The sequence below is a fragment of the Thomasclavelia sp. genome (assembly GCF_047249845.1).
Lineage (GTDB): Bacteria > Bacillota_I > Bacilli_A > Erysipelotrichales > Coprobacillaceae > Thomasclavelia.
In genome coordinates this window covers 1-24,081 of record NZ_JBKTWO010000033.1, presented here as the reverse complement: position 1 = coordinate 24,081, position 24,081 = coordinate 1, and the positions used below count along the sequence as shown (strand labels likewise).

General features: G+C 30.1%; 23 protein-coding genes. 18 read left to right on the top strand and 5 right to left on the bottom strand.

Annotation, left to right across the window (positions count from 1 at the left end; genetic code table 11):
- Positions 1–144: 144 nt before the first annotated feature.
- Both ACLR9T_RS09320 and ACLR9T_RS09315 read right to left on the bottom strand, forming a co-directional pair.
- A complete protein-coding gene (locus ACLR9T_RS09320) occupies positions 145–435 on the bottom strand; it encodes a hypothetical protein (RefSeq protein ID WP_413109270.1) in 291 nt (96 codons plus the stop codon).
- 72 nt (positions 436–507) lie between these two features.
- Positions 508–2,148, bottom strand: a complete 1,641-nt coding sequence (locus tag ACLR9T_RS09315; protein WP_413109269.1) for an aryl-sulfate sulfotransferase — start codon at positions 2,146–2,148, stop codon at positions 508–510.
- A 175-nt stretch (positions 2,149–2,323) separates the two neighbouring features.
- On the opposite strand from ACLR9T_RS09315, the gene ACLR9T_RS09310 reads away from it, so the two are divergent.
- From ACLR9T_RS09310 to ACLR9T_RS09295, 4 genes are read left to right on the top strand one after another with little or no spacing between them, the layout of a single operon-like run.
- Positions 2,324–2,665, top strand: a complete 342-nt coding sequence (locus ACLR9T_RS09310) for a PadR family transcriptional regulator (protein WP_413109268.1) — start codon at positions 2,324–2,326, stop codon at positions 2,663–2,665.
- A complete protein-coding gene (locus tag ACLR9T_RS09305) occupies positions 2,643–3,332 on the top strand; it encodes a DUF1700 domain-containing protein (protein WP_413109267.1) in 690 nt (229 codons plus the stop codon). Before ACLR9T_RS09310 ends, ACLR9T_RS09305 begins: the two co-directional genes overlap by 23 nt.
- The gene (locus ACLR9T_RS09300) at positions 3,329–4,108 is read left to right on the top strand and encodes a DUF4097 family beta strand repeat-containing protein (RefSeq protein ID WP_413109266.1); all 780 of its coding nucleotides are present in this window, start codon (positions 3,329–3,331) and stop codon (positions 4,106–4,108) included. The genes ACLR9T_RS09305 and ACLR9T_RS09300 overlap by 4 nt, the downstream gene beginning before the upstream one ends.
- A gap of 3 nt (positions 4,109–4,111) precedes the next feature.
- The gene (locus ACLR9T_RS09295) at positions 4,112–4,291 is read left to right on the top strand and encodes a PspC domain-containing protein (protein ID WP_413109265.1); all 180 of its coding nucleotides are present in this window, start codon (positions 4,112–4,114) and stop codon (positions 4,289–4,291) included.
- Positions 4,292–4,388: 97 nt separating this feature from the next.
- On the opposite strand, the gene ACLR9T_RS09290 is transcribed toward ACLR9T_RS09295, so the two are convergent.
- Positions 4,389–5,288, bottom strand: coding sequence for a diacylglycerol/lipid kinase family protein (locus ACLR9T_RS09290; protein ID WP_413109264.1), 900 nt, complete (start codon positions 5,286–5,288; stop codon positions 4,389–4,391).
- 4 nt (positions 5,289–5,292) lie between these two features.
- On the bottom strand, positions 5,293–6,501 hold the full coding sequence (gene pepT, locus ACLR9T_RS09285; RefSeq protein ID WP_413109263.1) for a peptidase T: 1,209 nt from the start codon (positions 6,499–6,501) through the stop codon (positions 5,293–5,295).
- Positions 6,502–6,624: 123 nt separating this feature from the next.
- Here pepT and ACLR9T_RS09280 point away from each other — a divergent pair, with 123 nt between their 5' ends.
- The 9 genes from ACLR9T_RS09280 (at position 6,625) to ACLR9T_RS09240 (ending at position 16,037) form a co-directional block, all read left to right on the top strand.
- Complete coding sequence (locus ACLR9T_RS09280; protein ID WP_413109262.1) at positions 6,625–7,212, top strand: viroplasmin family protein; 588 nt, start codon at positions 6,625–6,627, stop codon at positions 7,210–7,212.
- Positions 7,205–7,738: a thermonuclease family protein gene (locus ACLR9T_RS09275; RefSeq protein ID WP_413109261.1), complete on the top strand. Its 534-nt coding sequence runs from the start codon at positions 7,205–7,207 to the stop codon at positions 7,736–7,738. Before ACLR9T_RS09280 ends, ACLR9T_RS09275 begins: the two co-directional genes overlap by 8 nt.
- A 237-nt stretch (positions 7,739–7,975) precedes the next feature.
- Positions 7,976–8,893, top strand: a complete 918-nt coding sequence (locus tag ACLR9T_RS09270) for an ABC transporter permease (RefSeq protein ID WP_413109260.1) — start codon at positions 7,976–7,978, stop codon at positions 8,891–8,893.
- An 11-nt stretch (positions 8,894–8,904) separates the two neighbouring features.
- Positions 8,905–9,840 carry an ABC transporter permease gene (locus ACLR9T_RS09265; protein ID WP_413109259.1) on the top strand — a complete coding sequence of 312 codons (936 nt, stop codon included), beginning with the start codon at positions 8,905–8,907 and terminating at the stop codon, positions 9,838–9,840.
- 15 nt (positions 9,841–9,855) lie between these two features.
- Complete coding sequence (locus ACLR9T_RS09260; RefSeq protein WP_413109258.1) at positions 9,856–10,866, top strand: ABC transporter ATP-binding protein; 1,011 nt, start codon at positions 9,856–9,858, stop codon at positions 10,864–10,866.
- 3 nt (positions 10,867–10,869) lie between these two features.
- The gene (locus tag ACLR9T_RS09255) at positions 10,870–11,844 is read left to right on the top strand and encodes an ABC transporter ATP-binding protein (RefSeq protein WP_413109257.1); all 975 of its coding nucleotides are present in this window, start codon (positions 10,870–10,872) and stop codon (positions 11,842–11,844) included.
- A gap of 17 nt (positions 11,845–11,861) precedes the next feature.
- Positions 11,862–13,523 (top strand): peptide ABC transporter substrate-binding protein, encoded by a 1,662-nt coding sequence (locus ACLR9T_RS09250; protein ID WP_413109256.1) that lies wholly within the window; start codon positions 11,862–11,864, stop codon positions 13,521–13,523.
- A 59-nt stretch (positions 13,524–13,582) separates the two neighbouring features.
- Complete coding sequence (locus ACLR9T_RS09245) at positions 13,583–14,815, top strand: M24 family metallopeptidase (protein ID WP_413109255.1); 1,233 nt, start codon at positions 13,583–13,585, stop codon at positions 14,813–14,815.
- Between the two features lie 7 nt (positions 14,816–14,822).
- Positions 14,823–16,037, top strand: a complete 1,215-nt coding sequence (locus ACLR9T_RS09240; RefSeq protein ID WP_413109254.1) for a pyridoxal phosphate-dependent aminotransferase — start codon at positions 14,823–14,825, stop codon at positions 16,035–16,037.
- Between the two features lie 31 nt (positions 16,038–16,068).
- Here ACLR9T_RS09240 and ACLR9T_RS09235 read toward each other — a convergent pair whose 3' ends face one another.
- Positions 16,069–16,362 carry a hypothetical protein gene (locus ACLR9T_RS09235; protein ID WP_413109253.1) on the bottom strand — a complete coding sequence of 98 codons (294 nt, stop codon included), beginning with the start codon at positions 16,360–16,362 and terminating at the stop codon, positions 16,069–16,071.
- Positions 16,363–17,130: 768 nt separating this feature from the next.
- On the opposite strand from ACLR9T_RS09235, the gene epsC reads away from it, so the two are divergent.
- The 5 genes from epsC to ACLR9T_RS09210 form a co-directional block, all read left to right on the top strand.
- The gene (gene epsC, locus ACLR9T_RS09230) at positions 17,131–17,673 is read left to right on the top strand and encodes a serine O-acetyltransferase EpsC (protein WP_413109252.1); all 543 of its coding nucleotides are present in this window, start codon (positions 17,131–17,133) and stop codon (positions 17,671–17,673) included.
- The gene (locus ACLR9T_RS09225) at positions 17,645–18,247 is read left to right on the top strand and encodes a phosphatase PAP2 family protein (protein WP_413109251.1); all 603 of its coding nucleotides are present in this window, start codon (positions 17,645–17,647) and stop codon (positions 18,245–18,247) included. Before epsC ends, ACLR9T_RS09225 begins: the two co-directional genes overlap by 29 nt.
- Positions 18,248–18,270: 23 nt before the next feature.
- Positions 18,271–18,456, top strand: coding sequence for a hypothetical protein (locus ACLR9T_RS09220; RefSeq protein WP_413109250.1), 186 nt, complete (start codon positions 18,271–18,273; stop codon positions 18,454–18,456).
- An 11-nt stretch (positions 18,457–18,467) separates the two neighbouring features.
- Positions 18,468–19,571 (top strand): AI-2E family transporter, encoded by a 1,104-nt coding sequence (locus ACLR9T_RS09215; RefSeq protein ID WP_413109249.1) that lies wholly within the window; start codon positions 18,468–18,470, stop codon positions 19,569–19,571.
- 257 nt (positions 19,572–19,828) lie between these two features.
- Positions 19,829–24,081 (top strand): family 20 glycosylhydrolase (locus ACLR9T_RS09210; RefSeq protein WP_413109248.1); only part of this gene is annotated, 4,253 nt, incomplete at its 3' end.

Below are 24,081 nucleotides of genomic sequence, written 5' to 3'. Positions count from 1 at the left end.
GAAGATGGAGGCAAAACTTTGGTCTGAGCAACACGAATCATTGAGGATGAGTGTGCCTAACGGCTTGCCCGGTGGTGTGAGAGGTCGGAAATAATTAATGATATTAAATTGATTATTTCCTCCTACTCGATTTTACAGACTTAACTATTTTACTTTGTTATAGCTCTTTTTTGCTTTAATATATTTATAAGTTGTATAGCAAGGATAATATGCAATTAAAATAGCTGTTATAAAAAAAATAATCCCCATTATGAATTGATGTTTTAATATTGTAATAATAGCAAGAGTCATTAATCCGAGGAAAATAAATAGGTATAATGAGATTATTAGTATAATTAAGGGAAATCTTATCCACCATGAAATTTTTTTATTAAAAATAAGTTCAACTGAACTTTCTATAAAAAGTTCACCAATTAATTCAAAAATTATTTCCATTTGCTTTCTCCTTATAGGAAGAATAACAAAAATAAAATATCTATTCAATTGTTTTGATAAAATAAATAATGATTATTGAAACCAATAATCATTATAATCATATTTAAAAACACGATAAATAAATTTTCCCCCAGTAGTAGTGAACTTTTTAATTAGTGTTCCATAATTATCATATTCTCCCCAAGTCATTGCCATACCACTATCAATAATTATGTTATTTTCTAATTCTTGTACACTGCTAACATATCCAGAATAGTCTACAGGAATAGCATTTACTAATTCAACAGTACGATTATTTTCATTAATTAAATATTTATAATAATAAGAAGTACCTTTCTTTAAATTAAAGTATGCATTTTGATAATTATCATCCTCTTGCCAATTATAATCAGGTTGAGTTGAGCTTGTAGCTAAATTATTGTTATAAAGATATAAATAATATATACCATTTTCTAATGAATCATCTTCTTGATAAGTTACACAGTGTTGACCAGCTTGCATTGAAAAATCACCTATTTTAGTTAAGAGTAAATCACTGTAGCCACTATCTTGCCAGAAATTGTTTGAACCTATCATATAATCAATTTTTACATTTTTATATATGTCATTAAGTTTAATAATTGTTGATGTTTCACGCGAACTTATTATTAAACTATCGTTATTTACAAGCTCTAAGGAATTAATATGCATCCAGTCAAGATCCTCAGCATTTTTAGGTAAAGTGGTTGTTTTATAATAGTTAGGAAAAAGTTCGATTAAATCAACTAATTCACTAACTTCACCGCTTTCATGATCAATCATAATAATTTTGTCTTCACTTGTTTCAGCATTTTTTTCACTAGCGAGAACAATTAAATTATTATTATCATCAAAGATATAATCATGATGTAACTTATAGCTTCCAGTATCATAAAATTTACTAACATAACCAATTTGATCTATTCCCACAATTAAAGTGCTAGAAACACTCATATACATTGTATTATCTTTAAATAATAAACGATGTGAACGATATGAGATAATAGGTATCTCACTACGAATGATGCCATTATTATCATATAAACGCATATATGCTAAGACGTCACTTTCTTCAGTTACATCATTACCTAAAACTGTATATAGTCCGTTACTTAAAGGAGAAGTAGTGTCATATGTAGTTGTATCAACTGTGACATATTCATTGCCTCCTTGTAGCTTAGGTGCTTGATATGACCAGGATATTGAATCGATTTCTTGATTGTTTTTATTGTTAATGTGTAGAGTAATAGTATTTTTAGCTCCAGGAATTGCGCCTATTAAAAGATATTCATGTTCTTTTGTAAAACCGCTTGTTGTATTAGTATTAAGGGTTCTGGAAAAGTCTTCATACCCTTTGCAGCTAATAGTATAAGATACTTTACAATCAGTTTCTGTGATGAAATAAACGTAAATACCAGTAGTGTTAGTACCAAAGGGATTTTCTATTAACAATGGATTATCTGATGTATATTTATTCATTATTTTATATTTTTCAATTTGTTGATATATTTGATTTTGATAATTTTCATTATAAATTTTTTTTACATCAGTACTAGTGTTTTTCAATTGTGTGTATGGCAAACTGTTTTTATCATCACTAGAAGCTTTAGTATCTAATGGCTTATCAATTATAAAGCATATCGCAACTAAACTAAATATTAATAAGCCAAAGAATAAATTTTTTACCTTCTTCATTTTTACCTCCTTTATAAATAATAAACCAAAAAAATATGTGAAAAATACAGATTAAAGAACTACAATTAACAAAATATATTATTAATAATATTTATATTCATACATTATTAGTTGACAGATAATACTATATAACATATAATATTGTTGAAAGATAAATATGAAAGGGGTAATATTGATGATATTTAATACTGGAGCAGCATTGTTAGATACAATCGTTCTTTCGGTTGTTTCAAAAGAGTCTCAGGGAACATATGGATATAAGATCACACAAGATGTTAGAATAGCTCTGGATGTTTCAGAATCAACGTTATATCCGGTTTTAAGAAGGTTATTAAAAGATAATTGTTTGGAAACATATGATCAAGAATATGGGGGAAGAAATCGCCGTTATTATAAGATTACTGCTGAGGGGCAAGCACAATTAGAGATGTATCGTAGTGAATGGTACGAATATGTTCAAAAGATTAATACTATTATTGAGGGGGGGCGCTGTGATGAATCGCAAGGAGTTTATTAATAAATTAGATTATTTGTTGCAAGATATAGAAGATATTGAACGTGAAGAAGCATTGCAATATTATGAAGATTATTTTGATGAGGCAGGTAGTGAGAATGAATCACAAGTAATTAGTGATTTAGGATCACCTGAAAGAGTTGCTGCAATTATTAAAGCAGGGCTTGAAAATCAATTTGATCAGGATATTGAGTATAGTGAAAAGGGTATGGATAACGCTAATTATAAAGAAGCTAGAGAAGTTATTGAAGCTGAAGTAATTGATAAGGAAAAAAGGAAGAGTCATTTTGAGGGGAATCCTGATCGTAATCGAATTTTAATAATTTTAATTATAATTGGGGTAGTATTTTTAGCATTACCAATTGGTGGAGGACTTTTTGGAGCTTGTATAGGTGTTATAGTGGCTCTGTTTTTCCTAGGAATTGGAGTACTAACTGGTGGGGTTGCTTGCTTAGTTGGTGCGGTAGTATGTATTGTTAAAGGAATTATGATCTTAGCTTCAACACCAGGAATGGGATTAATTATTTTAGCAGCTGGTTTTGGGTTAATTGCACTATCGATTGGTTTTTTTATGCTTGCAAGAGGAGTAATAAAAGCAATTCCTTTAATGGTAAGTGGAGTAGTAAGCTTAATTAAAACGATTATACAAAAGGTGGGTGAGTTATTATGAAAAAAACAACCTGGCTGGTAATTATATCTTTAGTTATTGCTTTAGTATTATTTATTTCTGGAGTGATATTAGGAGGGGTTGATGAACTTGTAAGTGTATATCATCAAGGAGAATTAAATATTTCATTACCCTTTATTAGAACAAAAGATATAGAGAAAGAATTTATAGATATTGAAGATTTAGATATTGAAGCCTCAGTGGGCAATTTTGTTATCAATGAATATAATGGTGATAAAATTAAAGTAGTAGCTAAAAATGTTAGCTATAGAACAGAGTTATATCAAGATAATGATAGATTAATATTTAAAGAAAACTTTAGATTTGGGTTCTTTCCTATCAATAATAATACTAAAGTAGAAATATATGTTCCTGAAAATTATCAATTTGATAAAGTAAAAATAAACATTGATGCTGCTAGTTTTAAAGTTCCTAATTTATTTGCAGAGGAATTAGAGATAGATGTTGATGCTGGCTCATTTAAAGCGGATAAGATTACTGCTGATAAAATATTTATAGATGTTGATGCAGGAGATGCTAAAATAGGGTTGTTGGATAGTAAGAAAAGTGAGTTTGATGCGGATGTAGGTGATATTAAAGTAACTATGGCAGGTAGTGAAAGTGATTACAGTTATGAGGCAGATTGTGATTTAGGTGATATTGAAATAGGGAGTTATCGTGGCGATGGTATAAGTAATGAATATCAGTATCGTGGAGGTAATCGTTCTATTAAGGCAGATTGTAATGTTGGTAGCGTTATTATAAAGATGGAGGTGTAAAAAATGAAACGTTTATATCGTTCGGATAAAGATAAGATGATTTGTGGGGTATGTGGAGGAATTGCAGAGTATTTTGATTTAGACCCAACATTAGTTAGATTAGGTTGGATTGTTTTCTTTGCTTTAGGTGGTAGTGGTTTTATAGCATATATTATAGCGGCAGTAATTATCCCTCGTCATTAAGCTGGTGATTTATCATCGGCTTTTTATCTTCAAAAATGAAAAAACATGAATTTAAGGTGTATGATAACCTATATTCATGTTTTTTAGTTATTGATTTTTATTGTGGAATAAGTATATTAATAGCTTCATTTACAACCTCAATAGTAACAGGCAGCAATGAGCCCTGTTCACCATCAATATCGATTATAACATCCTGTTTACTATATATTTCAATTTTTTTTGCTTGAAAATAAGATATAAAAGGACTGCGAGCATGTTTTTTTAAGATATAATCTTTTGACAAAGCAACCAAATCAGTTACAGAACATTTTTTGATAATAATTAAATCTAATAAACCGTCTTGAATATCAGCAAGAGGAATAATATTTTCAAAACCGCCAACTCGATTAGTGTTAGTAACCATAAACATTTTAGCGGGTTCTTCAATAACATTGACATCATCTAATATGATTTTAAGATCAATATTTGTATTTAACTGGCTTGGCAGATTAGCTAAGCCATTTAAATAGTAAGCTAGGGGGCCAAGTCTTTTTTTGTCAGTTTTACTGACACTAAAAGATACATCACTAAACATTCCACCAGCAGCAACATTCATAAAATAACGATTATCAATTTTTCCAACATCACAACAAACAGTATAAAAATCATTAATTAGCTTACAGACGGCGTTGATTTCGGTTGGTAAATTTAAATAATTAGCAAAATCATTGACCGTACCAGCAGCAAGAATACATAGAGGTATAGTTTTATGACTTTCAACCATTCCGCTAACCACTTCGTTGATTGTACCATCTCCACCTACAACGGTAATAAAATCATAATTTTTTTCGTCACATTTTAATACTTTATAATAACCATCATCTTTTTTAGAAGTATAGAAAATATCAACATGATTGACTAATTGTTTTAAGATAAGTTGACCAATTAATTTATCAAGATTATTTTGAATAGAGCGTTGTCCAGCAGATGGATTAACAATAAATAAACTGCGTTTCATAACTTTACTCTTTAATTAGTTCTTTTAATATTTCTACAGATTGTTTCATCATTGTTAGTGAAACAAATTCAAACGGACCATGGAAATTATCACCACCAGTACCAATATTTGGACAAGGTAATCCCATATATGTTAGACGTGCGCCATCAGTTCCTCCTCTGATTGGACTGGCATAAGCATCTATTCCTAATTTTTTCATAGCTTTTTCTAATTTTTCGATAATATAATAATTATCTTTAATTATTTCAGCCATATTTAAATAAGATTCATTAATTTCTAAATTAATTAGCTCATAACCATATTTTTCATCTAAATATTTTTTTATCCGTTTAAAATCATTGATTTGTTTTTTTGCTAATGATATATCATGGTTTCTAATAATATATTCCAGTGTTGCTTTTTCACAGTTACCTTCTAAATGATGAAGATGATTGAAGCCATCGTAACCATCTGTAAAATAAGCTTTTTGTTGAGGTGGCAGCATATTTTCAAATTCAATTGCAACATTAATAGCACTAACCATTTTATCTTTAGCGTTACCAGGGTGGATCGATTTACCAGTAATTTCAACTTTAGCACTATAGGCATTAAAGTTCTCATAATTATATTCACAAATATCTCCACCATCTAACGTATATGCATATTTAGCGTTAAATTTTTTAACATTAAAATTATCAGCACCACGCCCAACTTCTTCATCAGGAGTAAAAGCTATTTTAATATCATTATGCTTGATCTCTGGATGATGGTATAAATAATCGGCTAAATCCATAATTATTGCGACACCAGCTTTATCATCAGCTCCAAGTAATGTTGTGCCATCAGTTGTTATTAAATCATGACCAATCATTTTATTTAAACTTGTAAATTCTTCGGGATCTAATGATAGATCTAAAGTTTCATTAAGTTTAATTATTGAACCATCATAATTAGTGATTTTTTGTGGCTTGATATTCATACCACTTGCATCTGGTGAAGTATCCATATGAGCAATGAAACCGATTATATCACCTGTTCCACCATTTCCTTTAATAGTACCATAAACAATACCATATTCATCTAAATGGGCATCACTAATACCAATTTCTAACATTTCTTTTACTAACTCTTTTCCTAATTCTAGTTGTTTAAAAGTTGAGGGAGTAGTATTTGAGTATTCATCAGATTGAGTATCAAAACTTACATATTTTAAAAATCTTTCTTCAATATTCATGTTATTTCTCCTTTAATTCTAATACTTTAATTATACTCATTATTATCAATTAAACAACCTTGTCTCTTTACTATTTGTTTTTTCTAGTTTAAAATAATGTATATTTTTAGATAAGGAGTAATTATGGCGAAATTTTATGCAGTAAAAACAGGTAGAAAACCTGGAATTTATATGACTTGGGATGAATGTAAACAACAGGTTGATAAATTTAAAGGAGCAGTATATAAATCTTTTAATAGTAAAGATGAAGCAATGGTATTTCTTGAGGAAAAGAAAATTAGTTTTAATAATGGATTAATTGCATATGTTGATGGTAGTTATAATATTAAAACGAAGGAATATGGATTTGGCTGTGTAATCATTGAAGGTCAACAAGTAGTAAAAGAGTTATATGGCAAGGGTAATGATAAAGATTATGTTTCAATGCGTAATGTGGCTGGTGAAATATTAGGCAGTATTTGTGCAATGGAATATGCCAAAAGTAATGACTATAGTCAGATTTGTATTTACTATGATTATGAAGGAATTGAAAAATGGGCTAATGGTTTATGGAAAGCAAATAAACTAGGAACTCAGGCATATCAAAAAAAGGTTGCACTGTATCGTAAATCTTTAGAAATCATTTTTGTTAAGGTATTGGCACATAGTGGTGATTTTTACAATGAACGTGCTGATAAACTTGCAAAAAAGGCGGTAGGTATAAATGGCTAAAAAGATTAAATTAACTAAAAATCAGCGTAAAAAATTAGCTGGATCATGGTTAGGAATATTAGTAATATTAGCTATTGTAGGATATAATTTTTACCAAGATCATAAAACAATTGAATCAGGGCAGCGATTTGAAGTTACTTTAAATAAATGTGTTGATGGGGATACGGCGTGGTTTGAAGTGAATGGAAAAAATACTAAGGTTAGATTTTTATATATTGATACTCCAGAATCAACTAATGAAATTGAACCGTATGGAAAAGAAGCAAGTGATTATACTAAAGAACAATTAACCAATGCTTCGACAATTGAATTAGAACTGAATATTGAAGGGGATACAACAGATAAATATGATCGTTTATTAGCCTGGGTATTTGTTGATGGAGAGTTATTACAAGAGAAATTAGCCAATGAAGGTCTGGTTGAAAAATTCTATGATTATGGCTATAATTATACTTATAAGAAGGCTATAGTTGATGCGGATAGTAAAGCTAGAAAAGAGAAAAAAGGGATTTATGAAAATGATTAAATTGTATTTTTGTTAGTACAATTTTCGATTTTTTCGTAAAATTTAATTATTATTAAGAAAAATTAAAAATTTTTTTCAAAAAATTTTTTTTATAAAAAACGTGTATAATCGTATACAATTAGCGGTTTTTGGGCTGAACTCCTAGATAATTGCGGTCTTTGTGTGTAAAAAAGTGTTTGAAATTTGGTACATTTTAAGGTATTCTAATAGATATATAGTAAAGGAATAGGTGATTAAATGTTTAGGTATGTTTTAAAACGGGTGCTTATTGGAATTGTAACCTTGTTTTTACTTTCGTCAGCAACTTTCTTTTTGATGAAAGCAACACCAGGTTCACCAATTAGTGGTGAAAAATACAAGAACGAAGCACAACGGCAATTGGCAATTAAAAAGTATAACTTGGATAAGCCAATTTTTGAACAATACACTATTTATATGAATGATTTGATTCATGGAGATTTAGGAGAAAGTATTGTTCGTCCAGGACGAGAAGTATCAGATACAATTACACAAAGTTTCCCAGTTACAGCAAAACTTGGTGCAACTGCGTTTGCTACAGCTTTAATCGTAGGAATTACGCTTGGGACTATTGCAGCACTTTCAAAACAGAAATGGGTAAGTAATCTCTGTATGTTTATTGCGACAATCGGTGTATCTGTACCATCATTTTTAATAGGGATTTTGTTAATTATTATTTTAGGAGTTAAACTCAAACTTTTCCCATTTGTGGGATTAAATAGTCCAGGCAGTTATGTCTTGCCAGTATTGGCATTGGCATTTTATCCGATTTCAATGATTTGTCGTTTAACTCGAAGCAGTATGTTAGAAGTAATGAGACAAGATTATATTATTTTGGCACGTTCAAAAGGAACATCATATAAAAAGGTAGTAATTAAACATGCTCTTAAAAATGCAATGATACCAGTAATTACATATGCAGGGCCAGCATTTGCATATATGCTTACCGGAAGCTTTGTTATTGAATCATTGTTTGCGATTCCAGGAATAGGTCGGGAAATGGTATCAAGTATCCAATCTCGTGATTATTCAATGATCATGGGACTTACAATTTTCTTGGGATTTTTGGTTATTACATTTAATATTATTACAGATGTGTTATCGGCAGCAGTCGATCCAAGAATTAAATTAAAATAAGGAGAAGCAAGATGGAAGAAAATAGAATTATGGACATCGAACTTACTCCTGATATGTTTGAGAAGTTAGATGATTCACAAAAGAATAGTGAAAAAATTGCATATGAGAGTAAGACATATTTAGCTGATGCCTGGAGCCGATTTAAAGCTAATAAATTAGCTTTGATAGGATTATGCTTTTTGGCATTGATGGCTATTTGTAGTATTTTAATACCGATGTTATCTCAGTATACTTATGATGGACAAGATATGGCTAATACATTTGCAGCCCCTTCTATGGAACATTTTTTAGGGACAGACCGTTTTGGGCGTGATGTTTTAGTAAGAATCATGTATGGTGGTAGAATTTCACTTTCTGTAGGTTTTTCTGCAGCTACTATTTCATTATTAGTAGGGGTTACTTATGGTGCAATTGCAGGATATGTTGGTGGAAAAGTTGATATGGTAATGATGAGAATTGTAGACGCTTTATACTCAATTCCAGACATGTTATATTTAATTATGATTACCGTTGTAATGGGTTCAAATTTCTTATCAATTATTATCGGTATCTGTATTTCCTCATGGATGGGGATGGCACGTCAAGTACGAGCGCAGGTAATGACATTAAAAGAACAAGAGTTTTCTTTGGCAGCATTTGTATTAGGTGCTAGTAAATCACGTATTTTATTAAAACACTTAATTATTAATAGTATGGGACCAATTATTGTATCATTTTCAATGTTAGTTCCAAGTTCGATTTTTTATGAAGCTACTTTAGGTTTCTTAGGAATTGGGCTTTCAGCACCAAAAGCCAGCTGGGGAACATTAGCTAATGATGCTAGAGCAATGATCAGCTCACAACCATTACAGGTTGTTTGGCCAGTCTTAGCTATTTGTTTAACGATGTTAGCTTTAAACTTTATTGGAGATGGTTTAGGGGATGCCCTTGACCCTAAAAAGAAGTAGGAGGGAAGTTATAGAATGAAAATGTTAGAAGTTAATGACCTTACTACTGAATTTAGTACCGAAAATGGAACAGTAAGAGCTGTTCGAGATGTATCTTTTTATGTAGATAAGGGTGAAGTATTAGGAATTGTTGGTGAGTCAGGTTCAGGAAAATCACAAACTATGTTTTCAATTATGGGACTGCTTGCTGGCAATGGTAAAGTAACAAATGGATCAATTAAGATCGATGGTAAAGAAATTTCGCCATTATATTTTGATTCAAATAAAAAATATGAAGCTGTAATGGATGGGATTCGTGGTAATGATATGGCAATGATCTTTCAAGATCCAATGACATTCTTGAATCCAACACTTAGAATTGAAACTCAGTTAATTGAACCAATTCTTAATCATAATCCAGGAATATCTAAAGCTGATGCGCGAAATAAAGCGATAGATTTAATGAAGAAGGTAGGTATACCTTCACCAGAAAATCGTATTCGTCAATATCCTCATCAATTTTCAGGTGGGATGCGACAAAGAATTATTATTGCAATAGCTTTAGCTTGTGATCCAAAAATTATAATTGCTGATGAACCAACGACAGCATTAGACGTAACTATTCAAGCACAAGTGTTAGACTTGATTAGTGGTTTGAAAAATGAGATAGACTCTGGAATTATCATGATTACCCATGATCTTGGAGTAGTTGCAAGTATTTGTGATCGTATTGCTATTATGTATGGTGGTAAGATTGTTGAAATGGGTACTACAGATGAGATTTTCTATAGTCCTAAACATCCATATACAAAAGGGTTATTATCTTGTATAGCTAATCCTGATGATTTGGAAAGAAAAGAGTTGCATCCAATCCCTGGATCACCACCTGATTTATTAAATATTTCTGATGGTTGTCCATTTGTAGATCGCTGCGAAGAGGCAATGAATATTTGTCCACTTAAAATGGATGAATATCGTGAATATTCTAAAACACATGTTTGCTCATGTTGGCTTGGAAATCCTAAAGTTTTAAAGGGAGGGAAATAGAAAATGAGTGAACCAATTTTAAAAGTAAAAGGACTTAAAGTTCATTTCCCTGTTTCTGGTGGTTTCTTGGCAAAGAAACAAATTGTAAAAGCGGTAGATGGGGTTGACTTTGAAATATCTAAAGGTGAAACATTTGGTTTGGTTGGTGAATCTGGATGTGGAAAAAGTACTACTGGTAGAGCGTTAGTTAAAATTTATGAGCCAACTGCCGGTAAAGTTATTTTTGATGGTGAAGATATTACAAAAATTAGAGGAGCTAAATTAAAAGAGTTCCGTCGAGATATGCAAATGATCTTCCAAGATCCTTATGCAAGTTTAAATCCGCGAATGACAGTTGGGGAAATAATTCGGGAACCAATGGATATTCATGAAATTTATAACACTAAAGAAGAACGTGAAAATAGAGTTCGTGAACTATTAGAAATTGTTGGGTTAAAACCAGATCATATTAGACGTTATCCTCACGAATTTTCAGGTGGGCAAAGACAGAGAATTGGGATAGCAAGAACGCTTGCTTTAAATCCTAAATTCATTGTTTGTGATGAACCAATATCTGCGCTTGATGTATCAATTCAAGCTCAGGTTATTAACTTGCTTGAAAAGATCCAAAAGGAAATGGGAATTGCTTATTTATTCATTGCTCATGATTTGAGTATGGTTAAACATATTTCTGATCGTATTGGAGTAATGTATTTAGGAAATATAGTTGAAATTGGGGAAGCTGATGATGTATATCATGAGCCGCTACACCCATATACACAGGCGTTGTTGTCTTCGGTTCCAATTCCAGATCCAGAGACTGCACGTTCTAAAAAACGTATCGTATTGGAAGGTGAACTTCCAAGTCCGATAAATCCGCCTAGTGGATGCGTATTCAGGACACGCTGTCCCAAGGCAACTGAGAGATGTGCTAAAGAAAAACCTACATTGAAAAATGTTGGTAATCGTCAAGTAGCATGTTTCTTATATGAGAAATAGTTGAAAGGGGAAAAGACATGAAAAAACTATTAACTTATAGCCTTTGTTTCCTAATGGCCTTAACTTGTTTAACAGGTTGTGGTGGTGGAAGCCAGGCTGACTTAAGAGTTGCTGTTGGTGGGGACACTGCAGATTTAGACCCTGCTATCGTAGACGACTCAATTACTGCTAATATTTTAGCACAAGTCTACCAAGGGTTATACACTCTTGATACTGAAGGTAACGTTATTCCTAGCTTAGCTACTGATATGCCTGAAATCAGTGAAGATGGGTTAACTTACACTATCAAAATTAAAGAAGGTACTAAATGGAGTGATGGTAAACCTGTAAAGGCATCTGACTTCGTATATGCTTGGAAACGTGCAGTTCCTACTCAAGGATATTATACACAATTCATCTGGCAATATATTGAAGGTACTTCTCACATGGTAAAAGATAAAAAGACTGGTGCTGAAGTTGATACTCCATATTCTACTATGGAAGAATTAAAAGATTTTGGGGCAAAAGCTGTAAACGACACAACTATAGAAATTAAATTAAAAGCTAAATGTGCTTATTTCACATCTTTATTAACTAACACAGTATTCTATCCAATTAGAGAAGATTACTTAAAAGAAAATGCAAAAGATGGTGATTTAAACGATTCAAGCTGGGGAAACAAAGATGATGTTCCTTACAATGGAGCATTCAAAGTTACTTCTGTAAATACTAAAGATGAAGTATTTATGGAAAAAAATGAAGAATTTGCTAATGCTGATAAAGTATCATTAAATTCTATTTCATTTAAAGTAATGGCAGATATGGATGCACAAACTAGTGCATTTGAAAGTGGTGACATTGATTTTGCTACTTCATGTAATATTGATTCAATCAATGCTAAAAAAGAATTAAAAGAACAATCTTGGAAAATTGATCCATTTGTATGTAACTACTATGTATTAATTAATGCTGGTGAAGAAAATACAAATGAAATCTTAAAAGATAAAGATATCCGTAATGCACTTGGATTATCTATCAATCGTGAAAACGTTTTAAAAGCTTTAGGATATGGTGATAACGCTTATGAATTAAGTGGTTTAATTCCTGTAGGTATTCCTGGAGCAAACGGTGACTTCCGTGAAGAACAAGATGATGTTAAAAAATTAGCTTCATATGATTTAGAACAAGCAAAAGCAATTATGGAATCAAAAGGTTATAGTAAAGATAATATGTTAAATTTAACATATAAATATAACGATAACACAATGCATAAAAACGTAGCTCAAGCTATGCAAGCTTCTATGAAAGAGGCATATATTAATCTTGAATTAGTTGCTACTGAAAAAGAAGCATTCTTTGATGCTCGTGATAAAGGTGATTTTGAATTATGTCGTCATGCTATGACTGCAGACTTCATTGATCCTATGGCATATTTATCAATGTATGTAGGAAAAACTACTTTAGGTAATACTGTTGATGATCCTGAATTTGAAAAATTAGTAAATGCTGCTAATGTATTAGATGGTGCAGAACGTATGAATGCTTTACATGAAGCTGAAAACTATTTAGTTGGTGATCAACATTATGTTATTCCACTATTTGGATATACAGAACCATATTTATTATCATCTAAAGTTACTGGAGTTACTCATTCACCAGAAGGACATTATCAATTAGCTTATGCAAAAATTGCAAAATAACATTTAGTTATTAATAAGGTACACCTAAAGTGTACCTTATTTTAATAGGAGGTATAATAATGACCAAGATAAAGTCAATAAAAGAACAATATAAAATCAAAGATATTTGTTTAAAAGAACGTTTAGAAATAATTTTACCTAAAGTGATGAATGATAATGATGTAGATATGTGGATTAGTGCTTCTAAAGAATATAATGAAGATCCTTTATTTCATGCAATTACACCAGCTTGTTATCCTACAGCAAGACGCATTTCAATGTTTGTTTTTGTAAAAGATAATGGAAAGGTACATCGTTTTTCATTATGCATGCCTAGTGAGGAATTAGCACCTTACTATACTAGTTATTGGATAGATTTTAACAATGAAGATCAAATGGCTTGTTTAAATCGTCTTTGTAATGAGTTTGATCCTAAAAATATTGCAGTTAATGTATCTGACAATTTTGCTTTTAGTGATGGTTTAACTCAGGGACTATATGAAATGCTTACAAGTAAAATGGATGCAAAGTATGTAGAACGTATTGTTCGTAATGATCTTTTAGCTATTAAATTAATGGAACTTAGAACACCAACTGAATTACAGTTGCATCCTGAAGTAATGAAAGTTGCTTTTTCTATTATTGAAGAAGCTTTTAGTAAAAAAAGTATTATCCCAGGTGTTACAACATGCGAGGATCTACAATGGTTAATGATGCAAAGAGTAAAGGATTTAGGATTAGATTATTGGTTTGAACCAACTGTTGATTTACAAAGACCAGGATTAGATAATCCGAGATACTTTGGGGTTATTGAAAAAGGTGATTTATTGCATTGTGACTTTGGAATTAGATATTTAAATATTTGTACTGATACTCAAAGATTAGCATATGTTGCTAAAGATGATGAAGATAATATTCCTCAAGATCTATTAGATGGGATGAAAATTAATGATCGTTTTCAGGATATTGTTGCTTCAATGATGGCAGATGGTAAGAGTGGTAATGATGTGTTGATGGATTCATTAAATCAAGCAAAAGAAGAGGGGATTGAAGCAGTATTATATTCACATCCATGTAATATTTATGGTCATGGACCAGGAACAACGATTGGATTATGGAATAATCAAAACCGAATTCCAATTAAAGGTGATATATTAATGTCTTATGATACTACTTATGCTTTAGAATTGAATACTAAAGCTAAAGTTTTTGGACAAGATTATTATTTTTATACTGAAGAAACAATTGCTTTTACTAAGGATGGATTGATTTATTTATATCCAGGTCGGGAAAATATTTATTTTATAAAGTAGGTAAAGTATGAAAAATAAAATGAAAGAAGAATTTTTAAATTTTGAAGGTGGACTGTTTAGTGATGTAGAAAAAGCTGATGTTGGTGATAGTTATACTAAGATGGCTGAAACTGGAGTAGCATTGATGGGATGGGCAGATCCCTTTATGCCTGATTTTTCAATTCCAAGCCATATAATGGACAAAACGATTGAGGCTATAAAATCACCTCTTTCTGCACATTATACCGCTCCTACAGGAAATATGGAGCTTAGAGAGGCTATATGTAAACGTGCTTTACAAAAGTATGGAATTGAAATTGCTCCAGAACGAAATGTAATTATTACGCCAGGAAGTGATAGTGCGTTATTTTTTGCGATGTTTCCATTTCTACAAAAGGAAGATGAAGTTATTATCCCTTGTCCAAGTTATCCTAATAATATGCAAAATATAAAAATGATGCAAGCTACACCAATAGTTTATAAATTAGAGTGTGATAATGGATATCAAATAGATATTAATGATTTAGAAGCATTAGTAACAGATAAAACAAAAATGATTGTTTTAACTCATCCAAATAATCCTACAACTACTGTGTATAATCAAAAAAGTTTAGATGCAATTAGAACTATTGTATTAAAATATAATTTAATTTTAGTTTGTGATCAGGCTTTTGATGATTTTACATTTGAAAATGAATTCATTGCTCCAATGAGTTTACCAGATATGTTTGAACATACAGTTACAGTTTGTTCAATTTCTAAAGGAATGGGTTTGAGTGGTTACCGTGTAGGATATATTATTGCATCTGATAAGATTATGGATGTAATGTATGGTTGTGCAGTAAGTGTTATTGGGGCAACAAATACAGTTAGTCAAATAGCGGCGATTGAAGCTTTCAAACATCCTGAATTTATGAACGAATTTGAGAAAGCTTATGATTATCGGCGTCACCAGGCATATAAGATTTTAAATAATATTCCTGGAGTTAAAATGAGATTACCGGAATCAGGTTTTTTAGCTTGGGTTGACGTTAGTGAATTAGGTGACAGTTCAATTATTTGCAAAAGGTTAGTAGATGAGGCAAAAGTTGCTGTAAATGATGGTATAAATTATGGTCTTGGTGGTGCTGGGCATATCCGAGTGGTATTAGGGGTTTATCGTGATAATGCGGTTGTTGTTGAAGCATTGGAACGGATGGCACAATTATTAAATAAAATTGCTTTAGAAAAAGGCCTAAAATAAAAACATGAATTAATTTTAATTCATGTTTTTATTATGCTTTTTTAGCTTTTTTAGATTTTTTATTGCAGATGTATGCAATTAATACAGTTACTACTGCTACAATTGGTAAGATCCATAAGAAATTAGAATTAATATACTTATAATCTCCAGACCAAATAGAAGTCCATTCACCAATTTTTTTGATTAAAATAGCAATTGCATATGAAGTAGTAATAACTTGAACTGCTCCTACTAATAATTTAACCCATTTAGGAAATACTTCCGTAAATAAGATTAAAGAAGCGATACATACTGCACTAATAAAACAATTTATTACAAAATACATAGCCATTCTCCTTTGATGTTTACCATAATAAAATACCATAAATTCATTTGAAATGCAATATATATATAATCTTTGATACATAAAGTAAAATATAAATAAGTTAAATAAAATTATAGAAAAGATAGATTTTATAATATAACTATATTGGACTAGTTAAAATGGCATATTATATGTAAAAAGTATGAAATTAGTTTATTCAGACAATATTTTAAATAAACTAAATAGAATTACGGAAGTTATTTATATAATGTATTGAAATATATCATTTTGCTAATAAAATTAAACATGTTATGAAAATCTATTAGTTGATATTTCATTTATCAATGTATTAAGAAGGCTGCTATAGTTTTTGGGTGATCATAAAGAAGATTTATAGAATATTGTTTGAATAAAAATTTAATTAAAAGTAGTTTTTAATGTGTATGAGTAGTAATTGTATACAAATACATTTGATTTTTTAAAAACTTTAGTTATATACTAAAAAAATACAAAAAAATTAGAAATTTTCAGTAATTATGTTGACATATAAAAAAATATGTTTATAATTTAGTTATAAATCATTTATTTGATTTATAAGGGGGAAGAAAGATACACACTATAATAGTATCTAATATTTTTAAACAGAACTCAAAGGGGATGAGTTCTGTTTATTTTTATTAAATAATAATATTTTTAGCCTATAAATATTTAAAGTTAGATCATAAAATATTAATATATCAGTTGCAATATTCATAATTTATAGTTATATTAACTAGAAGGAGTGAGAACATGGAAAATAAAAGTTTAATAAAGAAAGTACTGGAAACTGATCCAGCTGCTAGATATGCATTAAATGTGATTATTAACTATCCTGGGGTTCATGCAATGTTTTGTTATCGGATCAATAGTTTCTTATGGAAAAAACTGCATTTGAAATTTTTAGCACGATTTTTAAGCCAGTTAGCTAGATTTTTTACTGGAATTGAGATTCATCCCGGTGCAACTATTGGAAAACGTTTATTTATAGATCATGGTATGGGAGTTGTAATTGGGGAAACAACAATTATCGGTGATGATTGTGTCTTATATCAGGGGGTAACATTAGGTGGTGTTGGAACTGGTGAACATAAGGTAAAACGCCATCCGACATTATTAAATAATGTAATGGTATCTGCTGGAGCTAAAGTTATTGGTGATGTAACGATAGGTAATAATAGTATTGTTGGAGCCCAAACTGTTGTATTAGCTGATGTTCCTGATAATTGTACTGTAGTTGGGGTACCGGCATTTATAGTTAAAGAAAATGGGATTAGAGTTAATAAGGCGTTATAACAAATGGTTGTTTATAATACCATTAATATTGTTTGTTTTTGATTATTATTTAATTCAAAGTGGTATTATTAAACCACTAGACATGTTAGTTTATCAGGGATTAAATAGTTTTGAGACTCCAGCTGTAACTAATGTAGTTATAATAATTACCCATTTAGGAAGTTTTATGGGGATAATAGGAATAATTTTATGTATTTTTATTTATGATAAAAAATTTGCGTTAAAATGTTTAGTTGTTTCATTTTTACAACAAATAATTAATCGTATTATAAAGTTTATTGTTAAACGCCCACGACCTGGTGTGATCCATCTAATTGAAGAAACTAATTATAGTTTTCCTAGTGGTCATGCGATGGCTGTTAGTTGTTTATATGCAATGATTATTGTTTATCTATATCGTAGTAACTTTCCTTTTCGATATTTTATAATTAGTTTATGTATAATGGTTATTATAATGGTTGATTTAAGCCGAGTATATCTTGGGGTTCATTATTTCAGTGATGTTATTGGGGGAACACTATTATCATTTAGTTTAGTTTTGTATTTTTGTAATAATACCTCTTTTGGTGCATAAAATGCTAAAAAGGAGGTTTTATTTTGGAATATTTAGACGAATATAAGCTGACTTTGGTGATGATTGATAATGAATATCATTTATATGATTTATTGAGTAATGAAATATATGAAGCTATGAACATAACATATATAAAACAGCTTTTAGAGTTATGGAATAAGAATAGATATTATAAAGGAAATTGTGGTATAATTAAACTAATGATTTAAGGAGATTGATAATGCAAAAAAATAGATTGAAGCAGTATAGTAGTTTATTATTAGTTGGAATTATTTTAATTGTAATTTATAAAACCTTTGATATATCATGGTTTTCTATTTTATTAAATGCTTTTTTTCCAATTATAATTGGAGGAATTTTAGCTTATTTTTTAGAACCTTTAGTCCAGAAAGTATCTAAATTATTTGAAAATAGTGAAAATAATTTTTTAAAGAAGCATAAACGGGTTATTAGTGTTTTATTAGTGAGTTTAGTTGTGATTTTACTAGTTGTTTTACTACTCACAAGATTAATTCCAATGGTAATGGATTATGCAGTTGAGTTTATTAAAAACATAGATACATATGTCAAAGGATTTGAAAGTTCAATTAATAAAACTTTTAATGATCCTAATATAGCTCAAACAATTATCCAATTTGAAAAAACCTTTGTTAATTCATTAAAAAGTTTTAGCAGCAAAGATTTTATAGAATTAATCGCATTTGCAGGAAAAACTGGGAGTACTTTATTAACGATACTAATGGGATTGATCTTTTGTCCCTATATCTTAATTGAAGCTGAAAAGTTAGCCGTTATTTTTGATCGTTTTATGTTATCATTTATAAGAAAAGAAAATTTAGATTTAATTCATGATTATGCTTACAAATCACATCAAATATTTGGTCAATTTATTTATGGTAAATTTATTGATTCAGTAATTATTGGATTAATTGCATTAGTTGGCTTTGGTCTAATGGGATTACCGTTCTTTCCATTATTAGCTTTTGTAATTTTTGTTACTAACATGATTCCATATTTTGGACCATTTATTGGAGGAATACCAGTAGTTTTCATTGTTCTATTAATAGAGGGGTTTATGCCAGCTTTGACTTGTGCACTGTTTATTTTTGCTTTACAGCAGTTTGATGGTTTGATTTTGGGGCCACGTATTTTAGGAGATAGTGTTGGGATTTCTCCATTTTGGATTATTTGTTCAATAACTGTATTTGGTAGTTTATTTGGATTTATTGGAATGTTTTTAGGAGTACCTTTAATTTGTGTAATGAGAATGTTCTTCAATGATTTTCTTAAATATCGTAAAAATAAAATTACTGATACAAAGTAGAAAAAATTGTGAAAAAATGTTTGTTTTTAGATAATTTTGGGAGTATTATAATGTTATAAAGGGTTGTTACTATTTAATTAGGCAAGACCATAAAAGAAAGCAGTTATGCGCTCTTTTAGGTCTTGTTTTAATATATTGGAAAAGAAAGGAGGATAATAAATAATGGTGATTGGAATATTTTGTAACAATTAAGAAATTTTAACTATAATGAATCTTTCATATTTATGGCTGATAGATGTTATAAATAGGAGGAAAAAATGAAGAAGATATTTGTGATATTATTGAGTATGAGTATGTTATGTTCAATGATTATGGTAAATGTTTCAGCAGCAGAAAAAGAACCACTTTTTATTGAAAAAGTGGAGAATACGGGAATGACATTAGGGGTAGAGAAAACGAGTTCAGATCAACAGCTGTTGCAAATATATAATAATATAAAGGATCAAGCACCAACATTATCTTCAGATGGCAATGAGATAATTTTACCAGCAATAGAGAATGACCAGTATGCTATTTCGTTATATGGGACAAGTAATAGCGCTGTTATTAGTAAAGATGGTCAAATAACTCAGCCGTTAGAAGATATGATGGTATATTTATATTATCAAGTAGAAAATAAGAATACAAAAGAAAGTCTACATATGGATGATCCAATTATAGTTAAAGTAAATGGTCAATATAATGATGGCCAAATTAATCGACCTGAAGTTTTACCAGGTATTCGTGAGTGGAAAGGAAATCAGGGATCTTTTAAATTTAATGGGAATGTTGTTTTAAAAGATGATTCATTAAAAGATGTTGGCTCTAAGATATTAACTTATATTGAAGAGGTGACACAATCAGATATTAAAATTGTTACTAAAGAGGTAGAATCAGGAGATATTTTATTTGAGATAGATAAGAGTTTATCAGTTGGTGATGAAGGTTATACTATTGATATTGATGATTATGTAACAGTAAAGGCGCCAAAAGAAAAAGGGTTATTATACGCTGGAGCAACTTTATCACAAATGTTGATGGATAACCCCAATATGCTTTTACCAAAGGGATTAATGAGAGATTATCCTCAATATCAAGTTAGATCAACAATGCTAGATGTTGCCAGATTTTATATGCCATTAGATTATTTAGAAGAAATTACTAAGTATGCTGCATTTTATAAATTAAATGAAATTCATGTACATATTAATGATGATGGTGGTGAACAATCAACAGCATTTAGAGTAGAAAGTAAAAAATATCCAGCAATTAACTCTGGGATTCCAAAGGAAGAAGTATATTCACAAGAAGATTATAAAAAGTATCAAAAGGAAGTTTATCAGTATGGTGTTGAAGTTGTAACAGAAATTGATACACCTGCACATTGTCATTCAATAAATTACGTTGATCCTTCAATTATGTTAGATGGAAGTCATATTGATTTATCAAATCCTGAAGCAATTGCTTTTATAAAATCATTATTTGATGAATTTTTAGATGGAGAAGATCCAGTCTTTCAAAATCAAAAGTTTAATATCGGAACAGACGAATATCCATCAGGTCATAATGAAGAAATGCGAGCATATATGGATGAATTGATAAAATATGTAAATTCAAAAAATGTTGAACCAAGATTATGGTCAGGATTAAATGTTGAGGGAAGCAGTTATGGAGGAAAAACTCCTGTATCAAATGAAGCAGTATTTCATTTTTGGGCAAGAAGCTTTGCTAATCTAAAACTGATGCTTGAAGGTGAATATCCAATGATCAATAATATTGATAGTTATTTATATATTGTTCCAGTTGCAGGATATCAAAATTATTTAAATATAAAAAATTTATATAATACTTGGGAAGCAGGGATGATTTCTAGTAATGAGATTGTTAGACCAGGTCATCCTTTAATGTTAGGTTCAGAAGCAGCTTTATGGAATGATATCAAAGTTGGAGCATCACAATTTGATATTTTTGATAGACATCGTGATCAAATCATGATCATGGCAGAAAAAAACTGGTATGGTGAAAAAACGGCAGGACAAACAGGTGAAGAATTTATGGAACGAGTTGAAAAATTTGGGCAATTTGCACCAAATGCTAACCCAGCTCGTTATATAAGATCAAATAATGAAGTAATTGCTAATTATGATTTTAAAGATGTAGAACAAGGAACTGTTAAAGATTTATCAGGAAATGGTTATGATGCAACAGTTACAAAGTTAAAATTAGATTCTAATCAAAATGCCTTATTATTAGATGGTAATGGTTTTGTTTCACTACCATTTGATTCGATTGGATATCCATATACAGTAGATTTTGAAATGATGATTTCTTCATCTACACCAGCTAATGATGTTATGTTTAGTGGTAAGGATGGGGTGATGTATTACAATTATGATAATACTGGTAAAATAGGTTATCAAAGAAAAGGCTATGTTTATCTATTTGATTATGACATTGTTGAAAATACGATGGTTAATTATCGCTTAACTTGTAGTAATACGGATTTACAATTATATATTGATAATGTTTTAGTTGGAAATGGCCAGTATTATAAAGTAAGTGCAAGTAAACAGGCTAGTAGCACTTTTGTTTTACCGGTTGAAAAAATCGGTTCTGGAATTAAGGGGTATTTAAAATCAATGGTGATTTATAATCAAGTTAAAACATCTTCAATTGTTCAATCATCAAATCTAGCATTAAATAAATCAGTAACAGTTAGTGGGGTTGAAGGTGGTTATAAAGAAGATGGAACATTAGTATATCCTCAATTTGATCCTCAGAATGCAACTGATGGTGATTATGGTAATAGAATCTCGCTTAACCGAGATGATAGTGCCTGGGTAGAAATTGATCTTGGCGAAGTTTGTTTATTAGAAAATATTACAATACATTTTAAAGAAAAACCAGGAGCTTATAAATTATATGTATCTAATGATCATGAAAATTGGCAATGTATTGATATTCAAGAAAATATCAGTGGGGGAACAAGTGGCATAGATGTATGCAAATTAAATCAGGCAACAAGAGCAAGATATGTAAAATATGAACAAACTAAGATGTTCCTTGCTACTTGGGCTAATGATGCATATTACTCAGGAAACTTTTCAGAATTCGAAGTATATGGCATTACAGAAACAGAGATCAATAATATTATTGTACTTGCAAATGAGGCATTAAATGAAGTTGTAGAAACAGAAGCAAATCGTGTTTTTAGAGAATTATTGAAAGATAATATTAATGAACTCAATTTGGCTTTGCAAGAAGGAACATATGATGAAGTGAAGTCATTGATTTCAATTATTAATCAACAAGTAGAACAACTATATAATGGTATTACAGATATTGAAAAAACAGATAAGGTAAGATTAAAAGAATTACTTCGTGAAAGTATTGATGATACTTTATATGATAGCAAAGCTTTAAACAATTATCTTTTAGCAAAACGAATAGGACAATCTATTTATAATGATATTTATGCATCACAAAGTAGAATCAACTTAGCAATTACTCAAATAGAAGAAGCTAAAAATCAATTGTATATAAAGAAATTTGCAGTTGTTAGTGCAAATGGATCTCCATATCAAGATCCTAAAACAGGCTATGTATATAATGCTGAATATGCTTTTGATTTTGATACATCAACAACATATTGGAAAGGCAGCTATCAAAAAGCTGGTGATTATGTTCAGGTTATGTTTAGAGAGCCAGTTTTATTAGAAACGGTTAGATTAATTTCTGATCGGGATATTTTAAAATATGGAGAGCTTCAAATAACAAAAGATGGTAAAACATTTGAAACATTACAAACATTGCAAGAAACTGGTGATCAAACAATTACCTTGTCAGAAGCAGTTAATGTATTAGGAATTAGGGTTTTAACTACACAAAACAATGATGCTGCATGGTGGCGTTTAAATGAGATTATTATTAATTCACAACCAGTCATTGATAAAAAAGTTTTAGAAAGTGAATTAATTCGAGAAATTGATCAAGGTCTTTATACTAGTGATAGTTATCAAAATTATTTAAATGTTAAACAACAGGCTCAAGGTATCTGTGATAAAGAAGAGTGTACGCAAAATGAGATAGATCAAGCTGTTGAACAGTTACGACAGGCATATTTATCATTAGAAGTTTTAGCAAATAAGTCTGAATTAGAAAAACTAGTAAATGAAGTTATTGAAAAAGATCTATATACTAAAGAAAGTTATGATATTTATCAACAAAATCTAAATCGGGCTAAAGAATTATTGTTACAAGATGAAATAGCACAAAGAGATGTTGATATTGTAACTTGGGATTTAAGAGAGTCAATTTTAAAATTAGAAAAAGTATTAGTAGATAAAAGCAGTCTTGAAGAAGTTATTAATAGAGCTTCAAATATTGAAGCTGATGGTTATACTGTTGAAAGTTATCAAAACTTACAGGCTAGTTTAACAACTGCTCAAGGTATTTTTGATAAAGAAAATGCTACTCAACAAGAAGTTGATCAGGCAATTAAGAATCTTAATGATGCAATTGATGCTCTTGA

What these genes read in the sequence shown, in the direction of transcription:
- ACLR9T_RS09320 (WP_413109270.1), bottom strand. Translation starts at nt 435, where the DNA reads ATGGAAATAATTTTTGAATTAATTGGTGAACTTTTTATAGAAAGTTCA.
- ACLR9T_RS09315 (WP_413109269.1), bottom strand. Translation starts at nt 2,148, where the DNA reads ATGAAGAAGGTAAAAAATTTATTCTTTGGCTTATTAATATTTAGTTTA.
- ACLR9T_RS09310 (WP_413109268.1), top strand. Translation starts at nt 2,324, where the DNA reads ATGATATTTAATACTGGAGCAGCATTGTTAGATACAATCGTTCTTTCG.
- ACLR9T_RS09305 (WP_413109267.1), top strand. Translation starts at nt 2,643, where the DNA reads ATGAATCGCAAGGAGTTTATTAATAAATTAGATTATTTGTTGCAAGAT.
- ACLR9T_RS09300 (WP_413109266.1), top strand. Translation starts at nt 3,329, where the DNA reads ATGAAAAAAACAACCTGGCTGGTAATTATATCTTTAGTTATTGCTTTA.
- ACLR9T_RS09295 (WP_413109265.1), top strand. Translation starts at nt 4,112, where the DNA reads ATGAAACGTTTATATCGTTCGGATAAAGATAAGATGATTTGTGGGGTA.
- ACLR9T_RS09290 (WP_413109264.1), bottom strand. Translation starts at nt 5,288, where the DNA reads ATGAAACGCAGTTTATTTATTGTTAATCCATCTGCTGGACAACGCTCT.
- pepT (WP_413109263.1), bottom strand. Translation starts at nt 6,501, where the DNA reads ATGAATATTGAAGAAAGATTTTTAAAATATGTAAGTTTTGATACTCAA.
- ACLR9T_RS09280 (WP_413109262.1), top strand. Translation starts at nt 6,625, where the DNA reads ATGGCGAAATTTTATGCAGTAAAAACAGGTAGAAAACCTGGAATTTAT.
- ACLR9T_RS09275 (WP_413109261.1), top strand. Translation starts at nt 7,205, where the DNA reads ATGGCTAAAAAGATTAAATTAACTAAAAATCAGCGTAAAAAATTAGCT.
- ACLR9T_RS09270 (WP_413109260.1), top strand. Translation starts at nt 7,976, where the DNA reads ATGTTTAGGTATGTTTTAAAACGGGTGCTTATTGGAATTGTAACCTTG.
- ACLR9T_RS09265 (WP_413109259.1), top strand. Translation starts at nt 8,905, where the DNA reads ATGGAAGAAAATAGAATTATGGACATCGAACTTACTCCTGATATGTTT.
- ACLR9T_RS09260 (WP_413109258.1), top strand. Translation starts at nt 9,856, where the DNA reads ATGAAAATGTTAGAAGTTAATGACCTTACTACTGAATTTAGTACCGAA.
- ACLR9T_RS09255 (WP_413109257.1), top strand. Translation starts at nt 10,870, where the DNA reads ATGAGTGAACCAATTTTAAAAGTAAAAGGACTTAAAGTTCATTTCCCT.
- ACLR9T_RS09250 (WP_413109256.1), top strand. Translation starts at nt 11,862, where the DNA reads ATGAAAAAACTATTAACTTATAGCCTTTGTTTCCTAATGGCCTTAACT.
- ACLR9T_RS09245 (WP_413109255.1), top strand. Translation starts at nt 13,583, where the DNA reads ATGACCAAGATAAAGTCAATAAAAGAACAATATAAAATCAAAGATATT.
- ACLR9T_RS09240 (WP_413109254.1), top strand. Translation starts at nt 14,823, where the DNA reads ATGAAAAATAAAATGAAAGAAGAATTTTTAAATTTTGAAGGTGGACTG.
- ACLR9T_RS09235 (WP_413109253.1), bottom strand. Translation starts at nt 16,362, where the DNA reads ATGTATTTTGTAATAAATTGTTTTATTAGTGCAGTATGTATCGCTTCT.
- epsC (WP_413109252.1), top strand. Translation starts at nt 17,131, where the DNA reads ATGGAAAATAAAAGTTTAATAAAGAAAGTACTGGAAACTGATCCAGCT.
- ACLR9T_RS09225 (WP_413109251.1), top strand. Translation starts at nt 17,645, where the DNA reads ATGGGATTAGAGTTAATAAGGCGTTATAACAAATGGTTGTTTATAATA.
- ACLR9T_RS09215 (WP_413109249.1), top strand. Translation starts at nt 18,468, where the DNA reads ATGCAAAAAAATAGATTGAAGCAGTATAGTAGTTTATTATTAGTTGGA.